Genomic DNA, 25727 nt, shown 5'->3' on the forward strand with positions numbered 1-25727 from the left:
GAACTGTAAACGATGTCTCCGGGTTGATCTGTAAAGGATGTCTCCGGTACAGACCCGGGATCTGATGGCGCGCCCGGGAGGATTCGAACCTCCGACCGCCTGGTTCGTAGCCAGGTACTCTATCCAGCTGAGCTACGGGCGCGAAGGGCCGCAACTATAGGGATGCGGCTGCGGCAAGTCAAGGGTTCTCAGGGCTGCAGGAAACCCGCCTCGGAGGAGAAGTAGAGCCGCAGCGGCGTCTCCTGATTTTCCGTGAAGCGCACCAGCAGGCCATAGAAATCGTTGTCATAGTCCTCCACCCACTCGTACTCCAGATCCGGTAGCAGCTCCGGACGCTCCGGGCGGCGGCCCACCACCAGCACCTCCTCCATGGCCTGCCGGTCACCGACGCTGATCTTGGGCACGGCGATGACCAGATGGCGCTTACCTGTCTCGGGATCAACGCGGGAGTCGTGCACCTCGAGACCAAGCTTCTCGCCGCGGTGGCCCCGTACGAGGTCGAGCCAGTCGCTCTCAAGCATGGCGTTATCCTGACTCTGGCCCACTGCAAGCGATGCGCCCAAGGATAGGGCGAGAGCAGACAGCAGCGATTTGGGGAGCATGTACATGGAGATGATTACCTCAGACTCGGGGCGCGCTCCGCGCACGCCTGGAGCCCTACGAGACCACAGGCGCGGGCCCGGTTCAAGCCACAGCGAGGCGCAGGAGGCCGGCGAGACTCACCGACAGCAGGCCGATGCCCAGTACCCGGAAGAAAACCCGGGTCTCCGCGCGAAGCGTATAGGCATGAAACTTCAGGCCCAGCAGGTGCCCGACCGTGGCGCAGGGCAGCAGCCAAAGGTGGTGCACCCATTGCAGGTCGACACCGCCGATCACGAAGGCAATGAGCTTGACGGCCACCAGCACAAACCAGAGCACGAACAGCGTGTCGCGTACCTGCTCCTTGGGCATGCGGCTTGCCGCCACAGGCACCACGAGGGGCGCGGCGATGAGCGAGGTACCGCTCACGTAACCGCCGAGCATTAGGAGCCATGGGTCGAAGCGCCCACCGCGGGTCTGGAAGGGCCGATCGAGGATGTAGCTCATCGCATAGACCGACACGAGAACAAAAATGAAGCCACTGACGATATTAGCCGGCAGGGTGATGACCCCGGCTACGCCGATGAGTTTGGGAATGAACATGAGCGGCAGCGCGTAGCGCAAAAAGGTCCAGTTCACCGTGCCTGTCGACGGCGTGCCCGCCGGCGCCCGCCGGCTCCGCCAGTGGGCAAGGGCGATGGTGAGGGAAGAAAAGAACAGCAGGTGCACGGCGATGAGCGGGAGGAATACCAGTGGCGCATTGTCCACCATGAGCAGGAAGGGCAACGTCAAGACGGCGCCCCCGAAGCCGAGGCCGGAGCGGACAAAACCGCTCCAGACGAAGAGCACGGCAATGGCGGCATACTGCCAGGCGGCAAGGTCGGCCACGGGGGTCTCCAGGGCAGGGGAAAGGCGCCGTCGGCGCGGCGCTACGGTACCTCAAGCGTCGTCGAGGTAAAAGCGGTCGTCGAAGGTTTTCACCGCATCAGGGTGGAAGATGGCCAGGGCCGCGATGCACATGCCATTGATGAAACCCTCGGAGAACATGAGCAGAAAAATGAGCGGCCAGACTCCCAGCGCCGTGTCGACCCAGTGATCGAGACCGAGCGCGCTTAACAGTGCCAGGGCCACAAGGGCATCCACCAGCACGACCAGGGCGCCGCCGGCAAAACCGGCGCCCAGAATATAAAAAAAGGGGTTGCGCAAGCGCGGCCGGTAAAGTGCCCGGGCCAGCAGCCAGCTGCCCGTTGCCGGGAGAGCCACAGTAAACAGCCAGGCGACCGGGAAGCCACCGGGGGCCAGGTCCGCCGCTAGGAGAAAGGCCGCCAGGGCTGCGGTGCCTGCCAGGAGCGCAAGGCTCCAGCCGACCACCAGGGTGAGGGTTGTCATGCCAAGGAGGTGTAGCACCAGGCCGTCCACTATGCGGATATTAAGGAGCCAGAGCAGCAGGCAGGCCACGGCGCCGCCGGCGACGAGGTGTACCCGCGCCGGCGACAGCCGCAGGATCCGCCACGGTGTATAAAACCCTGCTGCCAGGAGCCCCGCCGCCAGCAGAAGCCAGGCGACGGCGAGGGCGGTGCCGTTCAGGAGCGAAGGGTCAAGGAACACGGCGTGGGAGCCCCCTTGAAGCAAGCCAGAGAGGGGCTACACTGACGTCACTGGAATATCCGCCCGTCAAGGAGCCTCCCATGTCCCTGTTCAGATCCCCTGCCGCGCGCGCCCTGCCCGCAGCGTTCGCCCTGTTACTGCTCGGCGGCCTGCCAGCAGCGGCAGGGACGGCGACCATCGCCAGCGGCGACGGCGATACCATGACGTTTGAATACCGCGGCGGCGAGCTGTTGCGTGTCGGCGGCGCCGAAGACGCCTCCTACATGCTCGTTCGCGACAACACCCTCTACGTGGTGAGCTTCGACGACGGCGAAGCGATGGTGATCAACGCCAGCAGCATGATGAAGGGTTTCTCCGGCATGCTGCAACAGGCCGCGCCGCCGGCTACCACGGCGGAGTTCGTCTCCCTCGAGAAAACCGGGCGCTCGGAGACCGTCGCCGGCATCAAGGGCGAGGTCTACCTGCTCACCACGAACGAGGACGGCGAGGAGCGCACCCAGGAAGTGGTGATGTCCGATGACAAGCGTGCTATCGAGTTCCGCGACGCCCTGTTCATGATGGGCCGCGCCGCCATGGAGGCCTTCGACGATTACCAGCTCCCCGAGGATGACAAGGACGTGCAGAAGCAGCTGGAAGCCATGAACCTTGGCGTTCTCCGGGTCGGCGAGGACATGACGGTCACCAGCCTCTCTGGCGACAGCATCGCCACAGCGCGCTTCGAGCTCCCGGCCGAGCCCATGGATATGCAGGGGCTCGGCGCCATGATGGGTGCCATGGGCCAGTCTTCCGGCGAGGAAGCAGCGAACGACGGCAAGTCCGGCGGCCTGTTCTCCGGGATGATGGATGCCTTCGGCGGCAAGGCCGATCGACAGGCGGACCGCACCGAGCAGAAAGTCGACGACAAGGTCGACCGCGAGACCGACAGTGCCGTCGACAAGGCCGTGGACAAGGTCTTCGGCAAGCTCTTCGGCGACTGAGGGCCGCCGCCCGCCCTTCAGAAAGCTGCCGCCAGGCGGCAGCCCTGGTCAATGGCGCGCTTGGCGTCGATCTCCATGGCGAGCTCCGCACCGCCGATGAGGTGCACCCCCTCGCGGGCTTCCGAGAGCGCATCGTAGAGTTCGCGGGTGGATTCCTGGCCCGCACAGAGGATGATCGTATCCACCGGCAGCAGCTGTACCTGGTCGTCGCGGCGGATGGTCAGGCCGGCATCGTCGATGCCCAGGTACTCGCAGCCCGCCAGCATGTGTACGCCGCGGCGCTTGAGCGCTATCTTGTGCGTCCAGCCCGTGGTCGGCGCCAGGCCCCGGCCCACCTTCGTGGGCTTGCGCTGCAGAAGAAAGACCTCCCGGTCGGCCCGCTGCACCTGCGGCACCACGCCAGCCACGCCGCCCCGCGGATGGCCCGCGAAGTCGATCCCCCACTCCCGGGCAAACACATCGATGTCCAGCGCCGCCGAGGGGCCGGCGTGGGACACGAGCTCGGCCACGTCGAACCCAATGCCACCGGCGCCGATAATGGCGACGGCGCGGCCGGGCTCGCGGGAGCCCATGATCGCCTCCCGGTAGCCCATAACCATGGGGTGATCGATTCCAGGAATCGCCGGTGTCCGCGCGCGCACGCCGGTCGCCACCACCACCTCGTCCCAGCCCTCTTGCAGCTGTTCCGGCACTACCGGCGTGTGGAGCCGCAGGTCTACCCCGTAGCGTTCAATCATGCGCCCGTAGTAACGGATGGTCTCCGCGAACTCCTCCTTGCCGGGAATGCGCAGGGCCAGGTTGAAGTGGCCACCGATCTCACCGCTGGCTTCGAACAGGGTGACCGCATGGCCGCGCTGCGCGGCAGTCACCGCACAGGCCAGGCCCGCGGGCCCGGCGCCGACCACGGCGATGCGTCGGGGCGTCGCCGCCGGCGTGTAGTTGAGCTCAGTCTCGTGGCAGGCCCGGGGGTTAACGAGGCAGGACACGATCTTCCCGCGAAAGGCGTGATCCAGACAGGCCTGATTGCAGGCGATGCAGGTATTGATCTCGTCCACCCTCCCCTCATCGGCCTTGCGGGCGAACGCCGGGTCCGCGAGCATCGGCCGGCCCATGGAGGTGATGTCCGCGAGCCCGTCGGCGAGCACGCGCTCGGCCACCTCGGGCATGTTAATCCGGTTACTGGTAATCAGCGGGATCGACAGCTCCTGGCGCAGGCGCCCGGTCACGCTGGCAAAGGCCGCCCGCGGCACCCGGGTGGAAATCGTCGGCACCTGTGCCTGGTGCCATACGAAATGGGTGCTCATGATCGTCGCACCGGCGCCCTCCACGGCCCTGCCGAGCTGCACCACCTCCTCCCAGCTGCTACCGTCCTCCATCATTTCCATGGCGGCGATGCGGTAGATGACGATGAAATCCTCGCCGACCGCCTCGCGCACGCGCTTTACCACTGCCAGGGGAAAGCGCATGCGGTTCTCGTAGCTGCCGCCCCAGCGGTCCTGGCGCTGGTTGGTCTTCTCGAGCAGGAAGGTCGAGAGAAGATAGCCGGCCGAGCCGATAATCTCGACGCCGTCATAGCCCGCGGCCTTTGCCAGGGTGGCGCAGCGGGCAAAGGCCGCCAGCGTTTCCTCAATGTCCTCCTCAGTCATCTCCCGGGGCACGCGCGGATTGATCGGCGAGGCGATCGCCGAGGGGGCCAGCGGATCCTCGCTGCGCGCCAGCGGCCCGGCGTGGAGAATCTGCAGGCAGATATGACAGGCCGGGGCTGCACCATGAACAGCATCCGTCACCTGCCGGTGCCAGGGCACCTGTGCCTCACTGTCGAAGGGACCGTGGGGCGTCGCCGCCAACTCACTGGCCCGGTTGGGGGCGGTACCGCCGGTGATGATCATGCCCACGCCGCCCCGGGCGCGTTCGGCATAGTAAGCCGCCATGCGCTCGAAGCCCTCGGGGCCCAGCTCTTCGAGACCGGTGTGCATGGAACCCATGAGGATACGGTTCTTTAGCTGTGTAAAGCCAAGATCGAGGGGCGCAAACAAGTGGGGGAAGTGCGGATGGGGATGCGGAGCCATGATCTGTCCTTGCTGCGGCCGCGGCACGGCGGCGATGCGCCGTAAGCTACACCATTGCGGCGAGCGCCGGAACCGCCCTCAGAGGGGCAGCACGGTGCTGTGCTTGAGCTCCTCCATCACAAAACCCGCGCTCACATCCGAGAGGTCTGCTTCGATGAGCTGCTGGTAGAGCCGGTCGTAGTCCGGCATGTCGGCGACCACGGCCTTCACCAGGTAATCGACATCGCCGCCCATGCGATAAACCTCTTGAACACCCTCGACCCGGGACACAACCTCCCGGAAGCGTTCCGCCCAGCCTTGATTGTGCTGATTGGTGCGAATGGAGATGAATACCGTGAGCGGCAGCCCAACCGCCGCCGGATTGAGGAGCGTGACCCGGCCGCGGATAACTTCCGCGGCCTCCAGCTTCTGCAGGCGGCGCCAGCAGGCTGAACGCGAGAGGTTGACGGCCTCGGCGAGGTCCGCCAGGGAGAGAGCCGCATCGGCCTGCAGCAGGCGTAATAGCTGGCGGTCCACGCGGTCAAGGTCGATGGCCATTAAACGCTTCACTATAAACAGCTGAGGACCTAAAGCCTAGCACAAGTCAAATTTTGTTCAATAAATCACCTGAACACCGAACTTTTGTTTCTCTACAGAGCAACAAAAAGCTACAGACGCTGCACGAGCCAGAAACCTGCCAGCAGCGCCGACAGCGCCGAGAGAGGCACCACCACGCGGCGCCGGTAGGCCCGGGCCTGCCGATACCACCCCAGCAGCACCGCGAGCCCTGCGAGAAAGGTAAGCTGCCCAACCTCGACACCGCCGTTGAAGGCAAGCAACACCAGCAGAGTATGGCTCTGCGGCAGGGCGAGGTCCGCAAGGGCACTGGCAAAGCCAAGACCGTGCAGCAGGCCAAAGGCGAAGACAACAGCGAGGCGCGCGGCCCCGGGGCGGGGTCTGCGCAGGTTTTCCACTGCAACCCAGGCGATGGAAAGCGCAATAAGCGGCTCGACCAGCGCCGCGGGCACCTCCACCACCCGGTAACTTGCGAGCGCCAGGGTGACACTGTGGGCCACGGTAAACACGGACACCTGTAGCACCAGATCGCGCAGGGAATGGGCGGCGAGGAACAGGAGGAGCACAAAGACCAGATGATCCAGGCCAAGGGGCAGAATATGCATGAAGCCGGCGCGGCCGTAGCTCCACAGCTCCGCCCAGGGCGTCGCCACCGTGGATTCCTCGCCGGCGACCGGCGCCAGGGGCAGGCGGGGGCTGCCCTGGTTGGCAACCAGCCAGCGGCTCCGGCGCAGGTCCGTGGCCGTATCCACCATGCGGGTGGCGATCGGTTCTTCAAAGCGAAAGCGGTTGCTGAAGACTAGCTGCACCGGGAAGCGGCGATCGACGGTGCCGGTGAGCTCTACCTCGGTCCGCGGCCAGACAAAGGGGCTCTCGAAGTCGCCGGCCTCGAAATCCACGGGCGCGCGCACCGCGGCCACCTGCAGAGACACGGGCGGCGCGTCCTCCGCGCCGGGCTGACGCACCTCGATGGCCGACGCCAGGCGCGCCCAGCGCTCGCTCAGGGGGGCCTCGAGGAGTTCCCCGGGGGGCCTTTGCGAAAAGCGGAAATAGGCGGCGCTGGAACCGAACTCCCGGGTCAGATCCAGCTCGAGCAGCACTCGCACCCGGCTGGCGCCATCGACCTCAACCCGCACCTCGGTCATGTTGAGCAGGTGCGCCCGGGCCGGTACCGCGAACGCACAGAAAACAATCAGCAGGAACCCCCCGGAAAGCAGCAGGGGCCGCGCCACTACCAGAGCACCGGATGGGTAGCGCCATCGGTGACATTAACGAAGCCGCCGGGATTTTCGGCGTAGGGCGCTACCAGCTGCCAGCGCCAGGGGGACGCGGTCAGGAAGGCGAAACGCATCCGCTCCGGCAGCCCCGTATCATTGATCCAGGCCATGGTATCGGCGGCCAGGTGCAGCGCCTCCATCTCGGCAGCAACCTCTGCCACGGAGCGCTGGGTCATGAGGCCGGCCACCTCGAGGCGTACGGAAGCAATCACCTTCCCCTCCCGGACCAGAGCCCAGCCACCACCGAGCTCCGCAACAGTGTTTGCCGCCAGCGCCATGGCATCATCGCTGTTGCCGAGCACCCAGATGTTGTGCAGGTCATGGGACTGGGAGCTGGCCAGCGCCGAAGCCTCAGTCAGCGGACCAACGCCGCGCCAGAACATCTTCGACACGGCGGCATCACCGTGGTAACGATCTACCATGGCAACCTTGCTGATGCCGCGCGCAGGCGCTGCCGGCACCACGCCATCGACCACCGGCAGTGTTTCTACAGGAAAGTCTTCACCGAAGAAGAACGGCTCCAGGACCGCCGCCTGCACGTCCTTGCGCCCCGCCGGGGCTGCGAGCACGAAATCGTCGGCGCGCAGCGGGCGGCCAACGTTGATCGTATTGGTCGCCCACGCCGGATAGGTAAGCTCGGGTACCGGCAGAAGGTACTCGCCGCCCCGTCCGGCCAGGCGGCCATTGGCGATCACGTGGCTGATGGCCACCGTCGTCGGGTCTTCAAGGAAGACAAGATCAGCGTAGCGCCCGGGCGCGATGGCGCCGACGAGATGATCGATCTTGAAGTGGCGCGCCACATTGTAGCTGCCCATGAGATAGGCATGCCGCGGCTCGATGCCGGCCTTGATGGCGGTACGGATATTGTAGTCCATGGCGCCGAGCTGCAGCGTCGCAGCGACGTCGCGGTCGTCGGTGGTCACCGACACGTTCGACCAGTCGCTGATGCCCTGCGCGAGCAGGAAGGGAAAGAGATCGACGGCCGTGTCCACGCGCACCTCGAGGAAAATGCCGGCCCGCAGCTTTTCCAGCCCTTCCTGCGGCAGGCGCACTTCATGGTCCGAGGACAGCCCGGCGGCGGCAAACGCATTAATGCTGTTGCTATCGATAAGCCCGCTGCCATGACCCTCGACCGTACCGCGATGCTCCCAGGTCGCCCGGATCATCCCCCAGAGGCGCTCGCCGCCCGGCGCCCCGGGGTTGCTTAGCGCAGGCCAGTCCATCACCTCGCCAAGCCCGACGACGCGCAGGTCTCGCTGCATGAAATCCACCATCTCGCCGTGGCCATAATACCCGCCGCCGCGCTCGTAGACCGTCGGCGGCGTCGCCGAACCGATAGCCGGGAAGATCTTCAGGGGACTGCCGGCGGCCTCTGATGCCAGCCAGAAGGTGACATTGTGGGGCCCGACGACATTGGACAGCTCGTGCGAGCCCTCAACCGTGAAGGTGTTACCGCGCGGGACCACCAGCGCCGCCTCGAACTCGGGGGTGAGATAGCTGGACTCAATGTGCTTGTGCGACTCGCCGAAACCGGGGACTACGTGCAGCCCCTTGCCGTCGTGCACTGCCGCAGCCTCCCCGCCCCAGCCTCCGCTATCGCCAACCCAGGCGATGCGCTCCCCGGCGATAACAACGTCCTGCCGCGACCGCCACTCGGCGGTGAAAACATTCAGCACCGTGACGTTGCGCACCAGCAGGTCTGCGGGCTCCCGCGCCAGGGCCACCTGCATGGCATGCTGGCGGGCGGCAATATCGGCGGACACATCGAGGCTCGCTGCCGGTAGCGTCCGCGGCAGGGCCGCGAGCAGGCAGGCGGCGAAGGTCAGCAGGGGGCGGGACATGGCAGGCTCCAGAAACGACGATGAATAGCCCCTGCAAACCCCGTACCCGCGGGGCTGAGCCGGCCCGCAGGATCAAACCATGCAAAACATCGGGTTTTTATGGAGAATTGTTTTAATAAGACGCCTAACTACGCAACATTATTGCGCACATACCCGAAAGCAGCCTGCAAATAGGAACAATGTCCTTCGAACAGCGCCCCATAATGATGCCTGGTCAGCTGCAAGAGTCCTCATCCATGTCCAGCACAGCAAACAATGCCTTGATCGAACGCATCCGCACGGGCGTGATCGGCCAGGGACGGCCCATCGCCACGCCTTTTGGCCAGCGTCCCCTGATCTACGCGGACTACACGGCCTCCGGCCGCGCCCTGGATCTGGTCGAGGACACGCTGCGCGAACAGGTGTTGCCCTGGTATGCGAACACGCACACGGAAACATCCTTCACCGGCGCCCAGACCACCGCCCTGCGCGAGGAGGCCCGGGCAGTGATCCACGCCGCGCTGGGCGGTGGCGAGGACGACAAGATCATTTTCTGCGGATCCGGCGCCACCGCGGCCATCAACCGGCTCATCGCCATACTTGGTCTGCGCCTGCCGCGGGATCTCGACCGGCGCTATGCCTTGTCGGCACAGATCCCCGAGGCCGAGCGGCCCGTGGTGTTTGTCGGCCCCTACGAGCACCACTCCAATGAACTGCCCTGGCGCGAGTCCATCGCCGATGTGGTGCCCATCACCCTCAACGAGACCGGTGGCATCGACCAGACAGCCCTCGGTGAAGCGCTGGCGCGCTATCGCGATCGCCCCCTGCGCATTGGCAGCTTCTCCGCGGCCTCGAACGTGACCGGCATCCGCAGCGATGTGCCCGCCATCACCCGGCAGCTGAAGGCCGCCGGCGCGCTGGCCTTCTGGGACTACGCTGCCGCCGGGCCCTATGTGGGTATCGACCTGAACGCTCCAGACGCGCCCATCGACGCTGTGTTTCTTTCGCCGCACAAATTTGTCGGCGGCCCCGGCACCCCGGGTGTGCTCGCCGTGAAGCGCCAGCTCCTCGGCAACAGCGTACCCGCGGTGGTGGGGGGCGGCACCGTGTCCTTCGTCAATCCACAGACGCACCGCTACCTCGACGACCCGGAGCGGCGCGAGGAAGGCGGCACCCCGGCGATTATCGAAGCAATCCGGGCGGGGCTGGTGTTCCGGCTGCAGCAGGCCGTGGGCACGGACACCATTGAAGCCATCGAACAGGCGCGTGTGCGCCGGGTACTCGACACTCTGGAAGCGGAGCCTGACATCGAGATCCTCGGCGGCACCGGCGCTGAGCGCCTGGCCATCTTCTCCCTGCGCTTCCGCCACGGCGCGTCCGAGCTCCACTACGGCTTCGTGGTGGCCCTGCTCAACGACCTGTTCGGCATCCAGGCCCGGGGCGGCTGCTCCTGCGCAGGCCCCTACGGGCATACGCTTCTCGGCCTCGACGAGGACCGCTCTGCGGCGCTGGAAGCACAGGTAAACGCCGGCCTCGGTGCCCTGCGGCCGGGCTGGGTACGGCTCAACGTCAATTACTTCATCGACGACGCCGAGGTCGCCTATCTTCTGGACGCCCTGCGGCTGGTAGCGCGGCACGGCTGGCGCCTGCTGCCGAGCTACCGGCTCGATGCACGCGCCGGCCTGTGGAAGCACCGCGACGGAACTCCGCCGCTGCCCGCATCCCTGGCCGCGGTGGATTTCCTCGCGGCGCCGGAAACTCCGGCGCGCGCCCCGACCGTGAATTACGGTGCCCTGCTCGAGGAGGCGGAGCGTATTCTTGAAGGCGGCGCCAGTATGGCGCACTGCCGGGCCACGAGCGCGGAGGCAACACTGCCCCCGGCCGCCGACGCGGACCGCTGGTTCACGCTGGCTGCAGAGGTGGTAGCAGCCTTGGAGGAGGAAGCATCGGATACTGCAGCGGCCGCGGGCGCGGCCTGACGGACTCAGGCCGCGTCGCCAGGCTCCAGGGCGGCGAGGCGTGTCCGGGCCTGCCCAAACTCATAACCGTCGACGGCCACGGCGAGTCGCCTGATCGGCCTCTCGCCATAGCGGGCCTCCAGCGCATCGCGCAGGTGCGCGAACAGCTCGAGGGCCCCGGTATCGTTATCGGCAAGCAGGCGGTCGAGCTCGGCCAGCCCGTTGGCGAGCGCTTCGCTGTCCGGTGCCGCCTGATCCGAGGCATCGCGTTCCGCTGGACCGGCCTCGTGCAAGGCCTCCAGGCTCTCTAGCACCACGGCAAGCGCCGCCAGCGTCGAGGCCAGAGCTTCGTCCACAGAGCCCTGGTCGCCATTCTCCTTCAGGGTGCGTTCAAGGTCGCCAGCCGCGGTCTCCAGGTCGCCGGCGCCCAGGGTACCGGCCACACTCTTCAAGGTATGTGCCGAGCGTTCGGCGGCCGCCCCATCCTCCACGCGCAGGGCCTCGCGAAAGCTTCCTTCGTAGTCCCGATAGTCCTTGCGGAACCGATCCAGGAGCCGCAGAACCAACTCACCACTGCCTCCGGCATTGGCGAGGGCCGCATCGCGGTCAATACCCGGCAGGAGTGGCAGCTCAGGCACCATCGAGGGAACGGGACGGCGTGGCGCCGCACGCCCACTGGCCGGTACGATCCAGCGCCGCAGGACGGCGCTCAGTTCATCAAAATCGATGGGCTTGCCCACGTGTTCATTCATGCCCGCCGCGAAAGCGCGTTCCCGGTCCCCGGTCATCACTTCTGCAGTCATGGCGATCACCGGCAGTTCCGCAAAGGCCGGCTGCTCACGAAGCTTGCGGGTGGCCTCATAGCCATCCATTATCGGCATCTGGCAATCCATGAGTACGCCGTCGACGGCTTCCTGCTCCAGGACTGCCAGCGCTTCCTCACCGTTGACGGCGGTCAGCACCTCCACGCCCTCCCCTGCAAGGAATTCCTGGGCAACCTCGCGGTTGATGTCGTTGTCCTCGACGAGAAGAATTCGCGCGCCGGTGATGCCGCTGCTGCCGGGGTTGCGAGGACGCGCGCCGCCCGCGCTCACCACGTGCGCACCCAGCGAGGTGACGATGGCGTCGAAAAGCGACGAGGGCGTCACCGGCTTCTGCAGGAAAATCTCGATGGGCAGGTCGCCGGCGGCGCTGCGGGCATCGTTTGCCGCATAGGCCGTGGCCATCACCACCGCCGGCACATCGGCGAAGCGATCGTCGTCGAGCATGGCACGCACCGTGGCGATACCATCCATGCCCGGCATCTTCCAGTCCATGACCACGACATCGTACGGCCTGTCGGCCGCTGCGAGGCGGATGAGGGCAGCCTCGCCGCTGTCTACGCTGTCTACCTCGCAATCGAGGTTGCTGAGCATGCTCGCTACCAGCATCCGGGTGGTGGCACTGTCCTCCACGAGGAGCACTCGCGGGCTGTCCACCTCTGCACCGGGCAGAGCGGCACCGTCTTCCCCGGCGATGATGAACTGCGCCGTAAAGTGGAAGGTACTGCCGATCCCCGGCTCGCTCTCGCACCAGATACGGCCGCCCATAAGGCCCACAAGGTTCTTGCTGATGGCGAGCCCCAGGCCGGTGCCGCCATAGCGGCGGGTGATTGTTGTGTCTGCCTGGGTAAAGGCCTGGAACAGCTTCTGCTGCTGCTCCTCGCTCATGCCGATACCCGTGTCGCGGACGGAAAAATGGAGCTCAGCGATATCATCACTGGCCGCAGCAAGCTGCACCATGACCACGACCTCCCCGCCGTCACCCGTGAACTTGACCGCATTGCTGCCCAGGTTCACCAGCACCTGTCGCAAGCGCCCGGCATCGCCCACAAGCCAACGCGGCACATTGGGCGCGCGGTAGAACACCAGCTCCTGACCTTTCTCCTCAGCGGACAGGCCGACAAGGCTGCCGAGCCCCCCGAACACCTCGTCGAGATCGAACTCGCTCGATTCCATTTCAAGGCGGCCGGCCTCGATGCGCGAAAAGTCGAGGATATCGTTGATGATCGTCAGCAGGCTCTGCGCGGCCTCATAGCTCTTGCCTACGTAACCCCGCTGGCGTTCGTTGAGTTCCGTATTCAGCGCCAGCTGGGTCATACCGATAATGGCGTTCATCGGCGTGCGGATCTCATGGGACATGTTGGCGAGGAAATCTGCCTTGGCGCGGGAGGCTGCCTCGGCCGCCAGCTTCGCCTCCTCGAGACGGTGCGCCAGCTCCTTGTCGCGCTCGATGTCGATCTGCACCCCGGCTACGCGCAGCGCTCGGCCCTCCGCATCGCGCTCGAGCACCTGGCCTACCGCGGCGAACCAGCGCCAGCGGCCGTCGGCGCAACGCATGCGGAACTCCACGCGACTCGTATACTCGCCCCGCGCGCGCAGCATGTTCATCAGATGCTCACCGACCGAAGGCACATCTTCCGGGTTGAGCAGCTCCTCCATCGTTTTGTGCCCCTCACGGAGTGGCGCCCAGGGGCCGGAACCGGCCCTCAGCTGCTCCGGTGCATAGCCGAGGAGACGCGGCAGCTGCTCGTTGACGCTGACGTCCCGCACCCCCTGCCCCGGGCGATACTCCCAGAGCCCGAGGCCGGCGGCCTCGGCCGCGCCGACCAGGCGCTGCTCGGCGCTCTGCAGCTGCCGTTCAGCTCGCTTGCGGGCGGTGATATCGCGGACCACAACCACCACGGCAAGACCGTCCGGATCGTCCTGCACCGGTGAAGCGGTGTAGGCGATGGACAGCGGCGTGCCGTCACGCCGCCAGAGCACGTCCTCCTCCACGACCTGTCTGGCCTCGAGCCCCGGCATCATATGACATTCGCTTTCCGGCATGGGGCTGCCATCGACTCGCGCGTAGTGGAGCTTGCCGTGCATATACTCGCCCTCGAGCTCGCCGGCGTCGTAGCCGAGCATCGTGCGCAGGGCGTGATTGGTAAACACGATATGGCCCTGGCGGTCGAGACCCACGATGCCCTCGCCGGCATTCGCCAGGAGCAGTTCCACGCGCCGCGATGCACGGGCCTCGGCGTTATGCGCAGAGACCGTCTCGGTAATGTCTTCCTGCACTCCCACAAAGGTCTCCGGCTGGCCCCGATTATCAAGCAACGGCGTGATGGTCATCCGGGCGTTGTACTCGCTGCCGTCCTTGCAGCGGTTGACCAGCTCGCCCCGCCAGGTATTGCCTGCAAGGAGCGAGTCCCAGAGCTCATCGTGGGTCCGCGTCGGCGTGCGCGGGCTTTTGAGGATCCGGGGCGTCTGGCCCAGAGCCTCTTCCGGGGTGTAGCCGGTGATCGTCGTGAAGGCCGGATTGGTGCTGAGGATGGTGCCTTCGCGGTCCGTGGACAGCACTGCCAGGGGGCTGGCGCGCAGCGCAGCACCGAGCGTGCGCAGCTCCCGCTCCTGCTGCTGCAGCCGCCGACGCAGGGACAATCGCGCGGTACCGCCCAGCCAGAAGAGGAAGGCGAGCAGCGCCAGGACCACGAGCAGGATCGCCGACAGCAGGCCGATCAGGCGCTTCTGCTCCAGCCGCAGCGGGTCGAGTACCTCCGCGGCGTCGATCTCGGTAGCGATAGCGATGCCGAGGGGCTCAAACCAGGCCCAGGCCCCGAAGACGGTCACCCCGCGGTAGTCCCGGTAACCGTCGATATCGACACCGGTATCGCCGGCGAGAGCGGACTGCGCCAGGCGGGTCAGCGGCCACTGCGACGGCTTGCCGGTGGGCTCGTAGCCATCTTGCAGGGAGCCGCCGGGGTCCCGCGCTTGTAGTACGCCGTCTTCCAGCAGCTTTGCGAAGCCCTGCACCATACCGGGAAAGCGCGTGGCCGACACCAGCCGCCCCGTGCCGTCCATCGCATAACTTTCCCCGGTGCCTCCCACCCGTGCCGCCTCGAAGACCCGGAGCAGCCCGGCTTCAACGAGGGATTTAGTCAGGATCACGGCGCCGGAGATCGCCTCATCGGGACCGTCCCTGACGGGAGCGAAGACAGCGAACCGGCGCGGCTCGCCAGGGCGCGGGGGAAGCACTTCGAAGCGGGTATCGCCCTGCCAGACGGCTTCGGGCACCGACAGCTGCGCCACAGTCTCTCCGCCAGCGAGCACGACGCGCAGGTCGTCGCGGCCGGCGAAAGCGCAAACGGCACCGAGCAGGCGGCAGCTCTTCTCCATGGCGGCAGGCTCGCCCTCCATAACAGTCGCACGGACCCGCGGATCTGCGGCCAGCTGGCGGGCCACATCCCGCCAGCGGGCACTCCACTGGCGCAGATCCTCCAGGAGCAGCGCGTTGATGCCGAGCAGCGTCTCACCATAAAGCTTACGGGTGGCCAGCTCCCGGCGCTCCATGGCGTGCCAGGCCAGCCAGGTGGTAACCAGGAAGAAGGCGAGGAGCAGGGCGACCAGCCAGGCGCGCAAGCGCGCATCGGACACAAGCCGCTCCTGCATCGGTGCACTGAGGCGGTTGAAAAACAGCCAGAGAAGGGCAATCAGCAGCACCAGCACTAGGGCAACCAGCGACGGCGCAAGGAAACCAAGGGATGGCTCGTCCTCCCCGGCGGCTATTGCGCCACGAAACTGCGCATCGTCGAGCCAGTGAGCACGGAGGCTGCGCAGCTCGCGCTCTGAGACCGTTGCCACCGCTTTTTCGAGAATGGTCACGAGTTGCTGCTGATCCTTGTGCACCGCCAGGCGCAGCAGGCGCCAGTCATCCCCCGGAACCGGAATAATGCCGGTCACCGCAACGTTATCGAGCAGGTGCTCGGCGATCTGGTAGCGCATGGACGGCGTGACCCCGATAGCCGCATCTGCCTTCCCCGCCGCCACGAGGTCAAGGGCGGCCCGGATGTCTGCGGCGGGCACGGCGTCGGCCTCGGGAATGTAATCGGCCAGGAACTGCTCGGAGGCGAAGCCGGCGGCATGGGCAACAGTGCGCCCGGCAAGCGCAGCGCTGGTGCGGATCGGGTCCTGCCCGCGACTGGCGATACCCACCGTGAAGTCGCCGTAGGGGTTCGTGAATGCCATCCAGCGCGCGCGGTCCTCGGTGCGCACGGCGTTGAGGAGAACATCTACACGTCCCTCGCGCAGGTCCTCCATGAACTGAGACCAGCTGCGCCCGGTGACGTACTCGACCTCGACGCCCAGGCGTTTCGCAAGCAGCTCAAGGTAATCTACAGAGTAGCCATGTTGACGGTCGGCGTAGCGGAAGTTGAAAGGCGGCCAATCGGTCTCGCCGGAGGCACGCAGCACCGGATGCTCGCGCAGCCACTGGCGCTCGGCCTCTGTGAGCTCAAGGCGGACCGGACCGCTGCGATCTCCCTGGGCCTGCGGTGCCCCCTGGAACAGGAAACTGGCAATCAGGAGGCCGGCGAGCAGGCCGGTCACTGCCAGGTAATGCCAACGCGCCAGCCTCGGCACCCTCAACCCGCCGCCTGGGGTTGTGTCTCGGCGTAGCGCGCCTGGATCGCCTCGAGCTCGGCGCGTCGCTCGAGGAAACGCTCCACGAGCGCCGGGTCGAAGTGGCTGCCGGCATTGTCGCGTAGATGCTGCGCCGCCTCATCCAGGGACCAGGCCGACTTGTAGGGACGAACGCTGGTCAGCGCATCGAAGACATCGGCGATAGCCACGATACGCGCGACCCGGGGGATAGCCTCGCCGGCAAGGCCCTGGGGATAGCCGCTGCCGTCCCATTTCTCATGGTGGCCAAGAGCGATTTCCCGGGCCATCGCCATCAGATCCGAGCTGTCGGCGTCGCCGAGGATATCGGCGCCGATCTGACAGTGGGTCTGCATGATGGCCCACTCCTCGGCATCCAGCTTGCCGGGTTTTTGCAGTACCCGGTCGGGAATGCCGATCTTACCGATGTCATGCATGGGCGCTGCGTTCAGCAGCAGGTCGAGCTCGTGCTCACCCATACCCACCGCCTCGCCGAGCATGCGCGCGTAGTAGCTCATGCGGATAACGTGCAGGCCGGTCTCGTTGTCCTTGTATTCCGCGGCCCGGCCCAGGCGCTGGACAACCTCGAGGCGCGTCCGGGTCAGCTGCTCCGTGCGTTCTTTCACCCGGCGCTCGAGCTCGCGATTCTGATCGTAGAGGGCCAGATGGGTCCGCACGCGGGCACGCACGATCGGCGGGCTGATGGGCTTGGTGATGTAGTCCACAGCGCCCACCTCAAGCCCGCGCAGTTCGTCCTCCACGGCAATCTTCGCGGTCGCGAAGATCACCGGGATGTGCCGCGTGGTGTAGTCGGCCTTCAGGCGCCGGCAGACCTCATAGCCGTCCATCTCCGGCATCATGATGTCGAGGAGGATCATGTCCGGCGGTGAGCTGGAGCGCGCCAGCTCGAGCGCCTTCTGGCCCCGGGTCGCGGCCTTGATGTGATACTCATCGCGCAGCGCACCCACAAGAACGTCGATGTTCTGCGGTGTGTCGTCAACGACAAGAATAGTGTAGCGCTGCTCTGTCACCCGTGGCGCCTCTGAACGGCCATGAACGTCCCTCCTATCATAACCACGCACTAGCCTGCATGCGAGGGATCGTCTTGAGCTTGCTCAAGGCAACACAACGGCGAGACGCTTCCCTTGGACAGGCGCTTCTCCCTGGTGTTGATGCTGATAATCGGCCGGGGCCCTTTCGAGGCTTACAGCGTGCATACCCTGCCCCACCACATGGAGCCGGACTATAGCCCCGCCCAGTACGCGGCGGCGGACCAGGCCATGACCCCCTGCGGCAGCCCGGCGCGCCGCGCGCAATCAGGCGGTGGGGCCGCCGAAGCGACCACCCCCGGCTGCGGCCCGCTCCGTCCCCGGGCGACCACGACTTCGTGGCCGCCAAACGCCGAGCACCACATTGAAGACCGCCAGCAACAACACGACCCATAGCGATCCCCACTCGGGTCCCAAGGGCGCCAGGAGCTCGGCGACCGGCACGTCGCCGGCGAGGGCCGCCTCGGCCTGCAGCGCAGCGCGCTCCATGGGGGCCTGTACGGACACCAGGGTCCCCTCGAAGACCAGCACCCCGAAGATCAACTTGAGCCAGACCCACCCTGCATTATGGAAGGCAGGATTGAAGGCCATGGCCAGCAGGCCGCTCACGAGCACCACCGCGATGGACGGCAGCAGGATCAGCTGGGCCACGGCACCCATCGCCATGCGCAACGCAGCGAAGCGCTCCAGGTCTTCCGGCGCCGGCAGCTGCGCATGCAGCACCAGCAGGGCCGCAGCAGCCCCCGCATAGCCGATGGCGCCGAGGGTGTGAAGAAACTTGAGGGTCTTGCGCACGAACCGGAGCCCCCCTTCAGCCGGTAGACAGGTCCATGCATTGTAGCGGTAAACAACCCGCATGCAGCAGGCCGGGACGCCCCCCAAGACTCAGCCCTCTGTCACCAGGCAGTCGTAGAGCTCGCGGTAAAGCGCGGTCGCATCCAGCGGCTTGGCGAGGTAGCCACCCACACCGGCGGCAAGGCACGCGGCACGGTCCTCCTCAAAAGCACGGGCGGTGACCGCCAGTACCGGCGTCGATTCATAGCCGTTCATCGCCCGCAGCCGGGCTGTGGCCGCGAGGCCGTCCAGCACCGGCATCTGCCAGTCCATAAGCACCAGGTCGTAGTGCGTCTTCGCCGCCAACTCGAGACATTCCCGGCCGTCGGCGGCAAGATCGACAGCCATGCCAAGGGAGGCAAGGAAAAGCCGGCCAAGTTCCAACGAAGCCGGGTCATCATCAACCACAAGCGCCCGCCAGCCGCGACACTGACTGCGCAGGTCTTCCACCAGCACATCCAGCGCCCGGGCTGTCGCGGGAGCAGGCGCCACCAGGGGAAAGGCGGCCTCGAAGGTGAACGCCGACCCTTCCCCGGGCTCGCTCTGCAGCGACAAAGTGCCATTCATGGCTTCGGCCAGGCGCAGGGCGATCGCCAGCCCAAGGCCACTGCCGCCGGTCTCCCGGGTGAGGGAATTGTCGGTCTGCTCGAACATGGTGAAGATCCGGGCCTGGTCCTCCTGCGCAATGCCGATGCCCGTATCGGACACGACGAAGCGGAGCCGGAGCCTCCCGGACGTGCGCTCCGGCGAGGTGATAGCCAGGCTCACAGTGCCCTCCCGGGTATGCTTTACGGCGTTGGTCAGCAGGTTAAGGAGGATCTGGCTGACCCGGTTCGCATCCAGCAGCAGCGTAGCAGAGGCCAGCGCGGGAGGGAGCTCAAGGCGGAAAGTCAGGCCCTGCGCCTCGGCGTCGGGCCTGACCAGCTCGCAGACCGCCTTCACCAACCCGTCGAGGCTGACCGTTTTCGGTGCGAGGGTGATTGCCTCGCGCTCAATGCGGCTGATGTCCAGGATATCGTCCACCAGCCGGTTGAGGTGCAGCCCGGAGCGGACCACGGTGGCCAGCCATTGCTTGAGCTCCGGGTCCTTCACCCGGTCCCGCGCCAGCTCCGAGAATCCGATGATGCCGTTAAGCGGCGTCCTCAGCTCGTGGCTCATATTGGACAGGAACTCGGTCTTGGCGCGGCTGGCCGCCTCGGCCTCCCGGCGGGCCTCTTCAAGCTCGACGGTCCGCGCCACCACACGGTCCTCGAGGTCCTGGCGGGCAAGGCTCAGCGCCTCGATGTCGATAAAAGTGAGGACCACCCCGCCCTGTCCATCACCTTCGCCGAGGTAGGGCTGGCCCCGCAGCAGGTGGGTGGGCATCGTGGCCCCCTTGAGACGTACTTCGCATTCCTGGGGGCTGCGCGCTTCGAGGACCTGAGTGGCGAAGGCGTGGAGGTCGAAGCCCGCGATGTTGGCTGCAAAATGCCCGATGGGGCGGCCCACGTCGACGGGAATCAGGTCGACGATTTTCCGCACCGCCTCGGTGTAGCGCCGCAGGCACAGGCTGGCGTCGAGAAAGATGACGCCGGCGTGGGTGCTCTCCAGCAGGTGCTGGATATCACTATTGGCCTCCATCAGCAGCCGGAGCTTGTGCTCCAGCTCGGCATTCACGCTCAGCAGCTCCTCGTTTATCGATTGCAACTCTTCCTTGGAGGTCTTCAGCTCCTCGTTTGTGCTTTGCAGCTCCTCGTTGGCCGACTGAAACTCCTCGTTCGTGCTTTTCAGCTCCTCGTTGGTGGTTTCGAGCTCTTCAATGATGCTCTGCAGGTGCTCGCGAGTGGCGCGCAGTTCCCGTTCGAGCGTGGCGCCATAAACCGGATCCATAGTCGCCGGGTCCTCGACACCGGCCGGCGGCAGTGCCGAGGGCTCGCGGATTTCCGTGAGCATCACGAGGATCGTTTCCTGGTCCGATCCGTCGATGACGACGCGCTCCAGCGAAAGGTCCGCATGGCGGACGTCACCGTCGGTCTGGATGCTGAGACCCTGCAGGCTGACCCGGTTTTCTCCCTTGCGCAGGCGCCGGAAAGCTGCCACCAGGGGTAGCTCCAGGCCCTTGCGGGCATTGATCAGCACGTTGTTCCTGGCTCTTCCGGTACGGATATCGAGGTATTTGCCGGCGCTGCCGTGCACGTAGAGCAGGTCGCCCTGGCTATCGACCGCCATGCAGGTGCGCGTTCCGTCATCGAGAAGCCGCTGTTCGACCAGCCCCTGGGCACTGCTCCGTCCGGCCCGCGTCGCAAGGGCAGTCACCGCAGCCGGCACATTGGTCGAGACCCGGTGCTCGAGGCCGGGCAACTGGCGACCCGGCATCGCTCCATCCTGCCGCCGGTACAGGCGGCAGCGCCCGTCCACGGTCTCGAACCAGCGCTCAGCGTGGCCCAGGCGCTCAGCGGAACCCAGCAGGAGGAAACCACCGGATCGCAGCGCGTAGCTGAACGCCTCAAGGGCGCTCTGCTGCACCTCTGTATCCAGGTAGATCAGCACATTACGGCAGGATACGAGGTCCAGGCGCGAGTACGGGGGATCCTGGAAGATATTGTGCGGCGCAAACACAATATGGTCGCGCAAAGCACGTTTGACGTGATAGCTGGCACGTTCCCGGTCATGAAAGAAATAGCGCTGCAGGTAGGGGGCCGGCACATCCTCGACAATGCTTTCTGCGTAGGCACCTTCCCGGGCCTTTTCAATCGCCCGGTCATCGATATCCGTAGCAAAAATCTTGTAGCGAACCGGGGCCATGCCGGGTTTGCGCAGCTCTTCAAGCAGTATGGCAAGGGTGTAGGCTTCTTCGCCCGTGGAACATCCGGGGACCCAGATGCGCAGCGTCTGGCCCTCGGCGGCAGGACCGGCAAAATGCGGCGCAAGCACGTCGCGCACCAACGTATCGAAAACCTTACGGTCGCGGAAAAACTGCGTCACCCCGATGAGCACGTCCTGGCCCAGGGCCTCCGCCTCACCATTCTGCTGCTCCAGCAGCTCGATGTAGGCGTCCACGCCGGAAAGGCCGTTGATGGCCATGCGCCTCGCCACCCGCCGGGCGAAAGAACCAGCCTTGTAGTGACGGAAATCCTGGCCGCCCCGGGCTTTCAGGATCCTGGCCATGCGGGCCAGGTTCCTGTCACTGGCGACGTTCTCCGCCGGGTTTTGAGCAAGCTCGGTCTCTGCCTGTCGATTCGCATGGTAGGCCAGAATGCTGCTCGCGATCTCCTCGGGGGGAAGGACCATATCGACCATCCCCGTGGCAATGGCACTAGCCGGCATCGCGGGGTGTTCGGCCGTCCCCGGCTCCTGCGCGACCACGAGCCCCCCATGTTCCTTGACCGAGCACAGACCGAGGGAACCATCCGAACCGCCGCCTGAAAGAATAACTGCAGTCGCGTTGACACCCGCCCGGGCTGCCAGGGAACGGAAAAACACATCTATAAGCATGCGATGGCCCCGAGGCTCCGCGGGCTCCCGCAGACAGAGTCCTTCTGCCTCGAGGGTCATCTCATAACCCGGGGGGATGATATAGGCGTGGCCAGCCTGCAGCGCCAGCTGCCCACCCTCGCTGGCCGCTGCCAGCGGCATCGCGGTGACTTTCCGCAGCAGTTCCGGCAGCAGACTCTCGTGGCTGGGATCCAGATGCTGAACGACTACAACGGCAAAGGGGGAATCAGCGGGCAGAGATCGGAAGAAACGCTCCAGGGCGTCGAGCCCCCCGGCCGAGCAACCGATGCCCACCACCGCCAGCGGGGCGCCGGGCGTCGCGTCGTCCGTCATGAGTCGCCCTTGGGACGCGGAATGAGGACGATGATGGCTACAAAGCGAGCGACAGGTCAACGAAAAAAGTCCAACCGCAGCCCGCTGATCCCTTACCATAACGCCCGCTAACCAACATGGACGCTATCCGCATGAAGCCCCACCATCATATCGTCGCTGCGGCGGCCGAAATGCCGACCACCCGGCAGCGCCTTTTCGTTCGCTACCTGATTGCCATCTTGACGGACCTGGCAGTGCTCAACCTGCTCGCCGAGCATTGGCACCGGGTCACCGTCGATGGTTTCACGGTGGCGCTGGCCGTGGCCCTGCTGCTGCAGTTGCTGCTGCAGCTGACTCTGATTCTGGAGCTCCGGGTAGCCGGCTGGTTCGAGCACCGCCCGGGCATGGCCTGGCGCTTCGGCCGCTATTTCTGCGCCTGGCTGATTCTCTTCAGCTCCAAGTTCGTCATGCTCTGGGTGCTGGACTTGGCCTTCGACGACGCGATCCTCTTTACCGGCCCCATGCATGGCGCCAGCACGTTCATCGCGGCACTGATCGCTATGCTGGCCTGCGAAGAACTGGTCATACGCGTCTATCGCGCCCTGGGCTGAAGGGCCCTGGAACACCGCCGCGGGGAACTCCAGTCAGCTCCAACTGGCCACCCTGCTGAGCAATCGCAGCTAGCGCCGGGCGGCGATACCGCAGGAGCCCCGGGGCACCGGCTCCGCGACAGCAGCCCGGTCTCTGCCCCCGCGCTTTGCGACGTACATGGCGTCGTCGGCCTTGCGCACCAGAGTCTTCACCTCGTCGCCCTGGCCCGGGAAGAGCGCGATGCCGATGCTGCAGGAAAGCTGCAGCCGCAGCTCGTTGACGGCGACGGGTTCACGCAAACGCGCCAGGATCTTGCCTGCGACGGTGAGGGCGGTGCCGGCATCGCCGGCGCCCGGCAATAGGACGAGAAACTCGTCGCCGCCCAGCCGGCCGACGCTGTCTGTCTCGCGCACAGTGCTGTCGAGGCGCCTGGCAACAATCTGCAGCACCCGGTCACCCACGGCATGACCGTGATGGTCGTTAACGGGCTTGAAACCGTCGAGGTCGATGAACAGGATGGCACCGACGGCAGCGGCGTTGCCGTCGCCCCGCGGCCGGTGCAGCTCACTCGCCAGCGCCTCGAGGATGGCCTCCCGATTGCTCAGTTCGGTGAGCGCATCGTGGCTGGCAAGATAATGAACACGCGACTCCGCATCCTTGCGATCGCTGATATCGCGGCCGATGCCGAGCATGCCCGACACCCGGCCATCGGCGTCGAAAAGCGGCGAGGCGTTGGTCACATGCCAGCGCCAGCCGCCGTCGGCGTGCCGCACCCGGTACTCCAGCCCCGGCTGCTTGACGCCAGACTCGAGAACATTCTGGAGAAAGCGCTCGCAGTGCGCCAGATCGTCGGGATGAACGATAGCGCCGATGTAGCGGCCGCTGACTTCCTCGGGCCGAAAGCCCAGGTTCTCCTGTACATTCGGGGACAGGTACTCGAACTCGCCAGCGAAGTTTAAGGTATAGATGACATCATTGGCCTGCTCGACAAGGGTACGGAATTTCTTCTCGCTGACCCGCAACTCCATTTCCAGCGCCTTGTAGCCGCTGATGTCGATCATCACACCTTCCCAGAGCACGTCATACTCCGGGTGGGGGCGAGGGTTCGAGGTAATGAGCACCCAGCTGTCCCGGCCGTCGATCAGCAGGCGCCCCTCCCACCGGAAGGGCCGCTGCTGTGCCTGTGCCTCGAGGTTGGCGGTCAGCATCCGCCCTCGGTCGTCGGGATGAATCACTTTCAGGGCGAGAGACTGGTCCGCCATGAGCGCCTCACGCTCGAGGCCGCACATGACCAGCCAGCGGTCGCTGGCGTAGAGGAAGCGGGGGTTGCCGACCGCATCCAGGGTCGTCACATAGGTACCGACGGGCAGGTGCTCAAGGAGGTTCCAGGTGGCCTCGCTGACGGTGCCTTCCGCAGCAGCCGGTCTCTTATCCATTGTTTTTGCCGTTAAAGGGTGTTGTACGACCGGCGCCCTGGAACCAGCGCACTGATGTTACCCGGTGCCGGAGATTGTAAAGCAATGCCCCCGGCAGCTGTACCCTGGTGGGTCAGGGGCTGTTCACCCTGCGGCGCAGAACCCTGGCCCGCCGGTCCTCGCCGTCGTGGCTCCAGCCCGGCGCCAGGAACAGGTAGCAGAAGCGGTCGCGCCAGCAACTGGCGCGCCGCAGATCACGCCAGAGAGAGGCGTATTCGTGGCCCAGCACGGTCAGCACGCTGTCGCTATCGATGTTGCGGGTTAGCCCGTAGACGACGGGATCCTCCTCCGACTCGGCGCTGAAGGTGCCGAACAGCCGGTCCCAGAGGATCAGCACGCCACCGTGATTGCAGTCCAGGTAGCGCACATTCGAGCCATGGTGCACGCGGTGATGTGACGGCGTATTGAACACAAACTCGAACCAGCGCGGCAGTTTCTTCACCGCCTGGGTGTGTACCCAGAACTGGTAGAAAAGGTTGAGACTGATCATGGTGATGATCATCACCGCATCAAAGCCCAGCAGCGGCAGCCAGAGCCAGAACAGGAACTTGTGCACCCGTTCCCCCACGCCCTGGCGCAGGGCCGTACCGAAGTTCAGGTAGCGCGAGGAATGGTGGTTAACATGCCCCGCCCAGAGCAGGCGCACCTCGTGATTGGCGCGATGAAACCAGTAGTAGCTGAAGTCGTCGAGAAAAAACAGCAACAGCCAGGCCCACCACTGCCGCTCCACGACGTCGCGCAGCGGGCTGAGTTCGTGCAGCTGAACCATGAGCAGCACGGCGATCAACTTCGGCAGCAGCTCTACCACGCCGGCCAGGAGCAGCATGCTCAGCGACACGAAGGTGTCGCGCGCGCGGTACCAGGACAGCCCCTGGCGCCGCGCCCAGAGCGCCTCGAGCCCGACGACCGCCAGATATAGAGGCACGGCGAGGACCGTGAGGTCGTCGTTCATCACTTGCTGAACGGTATCTTGCAGGGTGGACATCGGCAGCATCGTCCTTCAACAAGGATGGGGCGTACAGGAGCGCCATGCTGGCTCCCCACCCAACTTGAGGTCACGATTGTACCTAGAGTCTCGCTGCCGACACCAATAGCTTCCTCGCAGCTGCTCTTAACGCACCAACGCGCGAGATCATCAGGGCTACCGTGGTAGATTCCGTGCTAGCTCCGGAAGTCCCATGCGCAGTTTAGCGCGCTAACGCTGCCACAGCGCACACTCACAGGATAGTGGGTCCATCCCCCGTTAATGGGCGAGAGCATACAGCTGAGACGCCGAGCCGTAAAATCGGGGGTATATGGCGGAGAGAAATGATGCCAGGCTACGGCAGGAGCTCTAAAGGTGCTCAGATGACTCCCATGCCGCCTTGAACGCTGCAAACTGATCGGCTACTCCTTCGTCACGATGCCACCGTTGCAGGTTACTCCACTGCACCGGCCGACGCCTTGCAACAGCCACCGCCTGATGGAAGTTCTGTTCATCCTTCCAGTGGTAGTAGCCAGCGAGACGATCCTTGATGCAGTCCGTCGGGCTGAGTAATCGCACCACGCCCGCATCGCTAGCGCGCTTTTCGATACGCTCATCCCGTACCTGCTCGTTGCCCACCATGAGTGGTCCCGGCGGAAATTCAAGGACGAGAGAAGTGGACCCCAATGACCGGACAGCTATTGGACGACGATAGGTGCTTCCCTC

General features: G+C 65.5%; 16 protein-coding genes, 1 tRNA gene and 1 pseudogene. 3 read left to right on the forward strand and 15 right to left on the reverse strand.

Features of this window, described 5'->3' with window-relative positions; translation table 11 throughout:
• Nucleotides 1–65: 65 nt before the first annotated feature.
• From HRUBRA_RS12425 to HRUBRA_RS12440, 4 genes are all read right to left on the reverse strand, one after another.
• A tRNA-Arg gene (locus HRUBRA_RS12425) sits at nt 66–142 on the reverse strand.
• A 46-nt stretch (nt 143–188) separates the two neighbouring features.
• A complete protein-coding gene (locus tag HRUBRA_RS12430) occupies nt 189–521 on the reverse strand; it encodes a hypothetical protein (RefSeq protein ID WP_052094826.1) in 333 nt (110 codons plus the stop codon).
• Nucleotides 522–684: 163 nt separating this feature from the next.
• On the reverse strand, nt 685–1467 hold the full coding sequence (locus HRUBRA_RS12435) for a sulfite exporter TauE/SafE family protein (protein WP_035517643.1): 783 nt from the start codon (nt 1465–1467) through the stop codon (nt 685–687).
• A gap of 51 nt (nt 1468–1518) precedes the next feature.
• The gene (locus HRUBRA_RS12440) at nt 1519–2187 is read right to left on the reverse strand and encodes an energy-coupling factor ABC transporter permease (protein ID WP_052094827.1); all 669 of its coding nucleotides are present in this window, start codon (nt 2185–2187) and stop codon (nt 1519–1521) included.
• A gap of 80 nt (nt 2188–2267) precedes the next feature.
• On the opposite strand from HRUBRA_RS12440, the gene HRUBRA_RS12445 reads away from it, so the two are divergent.
• Nucleotides 2268–3164, forward strand: coding sequence for a hypothetical protein (locus tag HRUBRA_RS12445; RefSeq protein WP_052094829.1), 897 nt, complete (start codon nt 2268–2270; stop codon nt 3162–3164).
• Nucleotides 3165–3181: 17 nt separating this feature from the next.
• Here the strand turns inward: HRUBRA_RS12445 and HRUBRA_RS12450 are convergent, their stop codons facing one another.
• From HRUBRA_RS12450 to HRUBRA_RS12465, 4 genes are all read right to left on the reverse strand, one after another.
• Nucleotides 3182–5233 (reverse strand): NADPH-dependent 2,4-dienoyl-CoA reductase, encoded by a 2052-nt coding sequence (locus tag HRUBRA_RS12450; RefSeq protein ID WP_035517645.1) that lies wholly within the window; start codon nt 5231–5233, stop codon nt 3182–3184.
• 78 nt (nt 5234–5311) lie between these two features.
• Nucleotides 5312–5770, reverse strand: a complete 459-nt coding sequence (locus tag HRUBRA_RS12455) for an Lrp/AsnC family transcriptional regulator (RefSeq protein WP_035517647.1) — start codon at nt 5768–5770, stop codon at nt 5312–5314.
• A 110-nt stretch (nt 5771–5880) separates the two neighbouring features.
• Nucleotides 5881–7020 carry a HupE/UreJ family protein gene (locus HRUBRA_RS14775; RefSeq protein WP_052094831.1) on the reverse strand — a complete coding sequence of 380 codons (1140 nt, stop codon included), beginning with the start codon at nt 7018–7020 and terminating at the stop codon, nt 5881–5883.
• Nucleotides 7020–8906 carry an adenine deaminase gene (locus tag HRUBRA_RS12465; RefSeq protein ID WP_052094833.1) on the reverse strand — a complete coding sequence of 629 codons (1887 nt, stop codon included), beginning with the start codon at nt 8904–8906 and terminating at the stop codon, nt 7020–7022. Before HRUBRA_RS12465 ends, HRUBRA_RS14775 begins: the two co-directional genes overlap by 1 nt.
• Nucleotides 8907–9142: 236 nt before the next feature.
• On the opposite strand from HRUBRA_RS12465, the gene HRUBRA_RS12470 reads away from it, so the two are divergent.
• Nucleotides 9143–10864, forward strand: coding sequence for an aminotransferase class V-fold PLP-dependent enzyme (locus HRUBRA_RS12470; RefSeq protein WP_052094834.1), 1722 nt, complete (start codon nt 9143–9145; stop codon nt 10862–10864).
• 5 nt (nt 10865–10869) lie between these two features.
• Here the strand turns inward: HRUBRA_RS12470 and HRUBRA_RS14780 are convergent, their stop codons facing one another.
• The 4 genes from HRUBRA_RS14780 to HRUBRA_RS12490 form a co-directional block, all read right to left on the reverse strand.
• Nucleotides 10870–16284, reverse strand: a complete 5415-nt coding sequence (locus tag HRUBRA_RS14780) for a response regulator (RefSeq protein WP_052094836.1) — start codon at nt 16282–16284, stop codon at nt 10870–10872.
• Between the two features lie 2 nt (nt 16285–16286).
• A complete protein-coding gene (locus HRUBRA_RS12480) occupies nt 16287–17333 on the reverse strand; it encodes an HD-GYP domain-containing protein (protein WP_035517649.1) in 1047 nt (348 codons plus the stop codon).
• A gap of 285 nt (nt 17334–17618) precedes the next feature.
• Nucleotides 17619–18146 (reverse strand): hypothetical protein, encoded by a 528-nt coding sequence (locus HRUBRA_RS12485; RefSeq protein WP_052094837.1) that lies wholly within the window; start codon nt 18144–18146, stop codon nt 17619–17621.
• Nucleotides 18147–18236: 90 nt separating this feature from the next.
• On the reverse strand, nt 18237–21992 hold the full coding sequence (locus HRUBRA_RS12490) for a CheR family methyltransferase (protein ID WP_035517650.1): 3756 nt from the start codon (nt 21990–21992) through the stop codon (nt 18237–18239).
• A 131-nt stretch (nt 21993–22123) separates the two neighbouring features.
• Between HRUBRA_RS12490 and HRUBRA_RS12495 the strand changes: the two genes are divergently transcribed.
• Nucleotides 22124–22582 carry a hypothetical protein gene (locus tag HRUBRA_RS12495; protein WP_144244469.1) on the forward strand — a complete coding sequence of 153 codons (459 nt, stop codon included), beginning with the start codon at nt 22124–22126 and terminating at the stop codon, nt 22580–22582.
• A 69-nt stretch (nt 22583–22651) separates the two neighbouring features.
• Here the strand turns inward: HRUBRA_RS12495 and HRUBRA_RS12500 are convergent, their stop codons facing one another.
• The 3 genes and pseudogenes from HRUBRA_RS12500 to HRUBRA_RS12510 all read right to left on the reverse strand — a co-directional run.
• Nucleotides 22652–23998, reverse strand: coding sequence for a sensor domain-containing diguanylate cyclase (locus HRUBRA_RS12500; RefSeq protein ID WP_052094839.1), 1347 nt, complete (start codon nt 23996–23998; stop codon nt 22652–22654).
• Between the two features lie 112 nt (nt 23999–24110).
• The gene (locus HRUBRA_RS12505) at nt 24111–25022 is read right to left on the reverse strand and encodes a sterol desaturase family protein (RefSeq protein WP_052094843.1); all 912 of its coding nucleotides are present in this window, start codon (nt 25020–25022) and stop codon (nt 24111–24113) included.
• Nucleotides 25023–25370: 348 nt separating this feature from the next.
• Nucleotides 25371–25727: pseudogene (locus tag HRUBRA_RS12510) on the reverse strand (hypothetical protein); the annotation flags it as partial.

Source organism: Pseudohaliea rubra DSM 19751 (assembly GCF_000764025.1).
In the GTDB taxonomy this organism is placed as follows: Bacteria; Pseudomonadota; Gammaproteobacteria; order Pseudomonadales; family Halieaceae; genus Pseudohaliea; species Pseudohaliea rubra.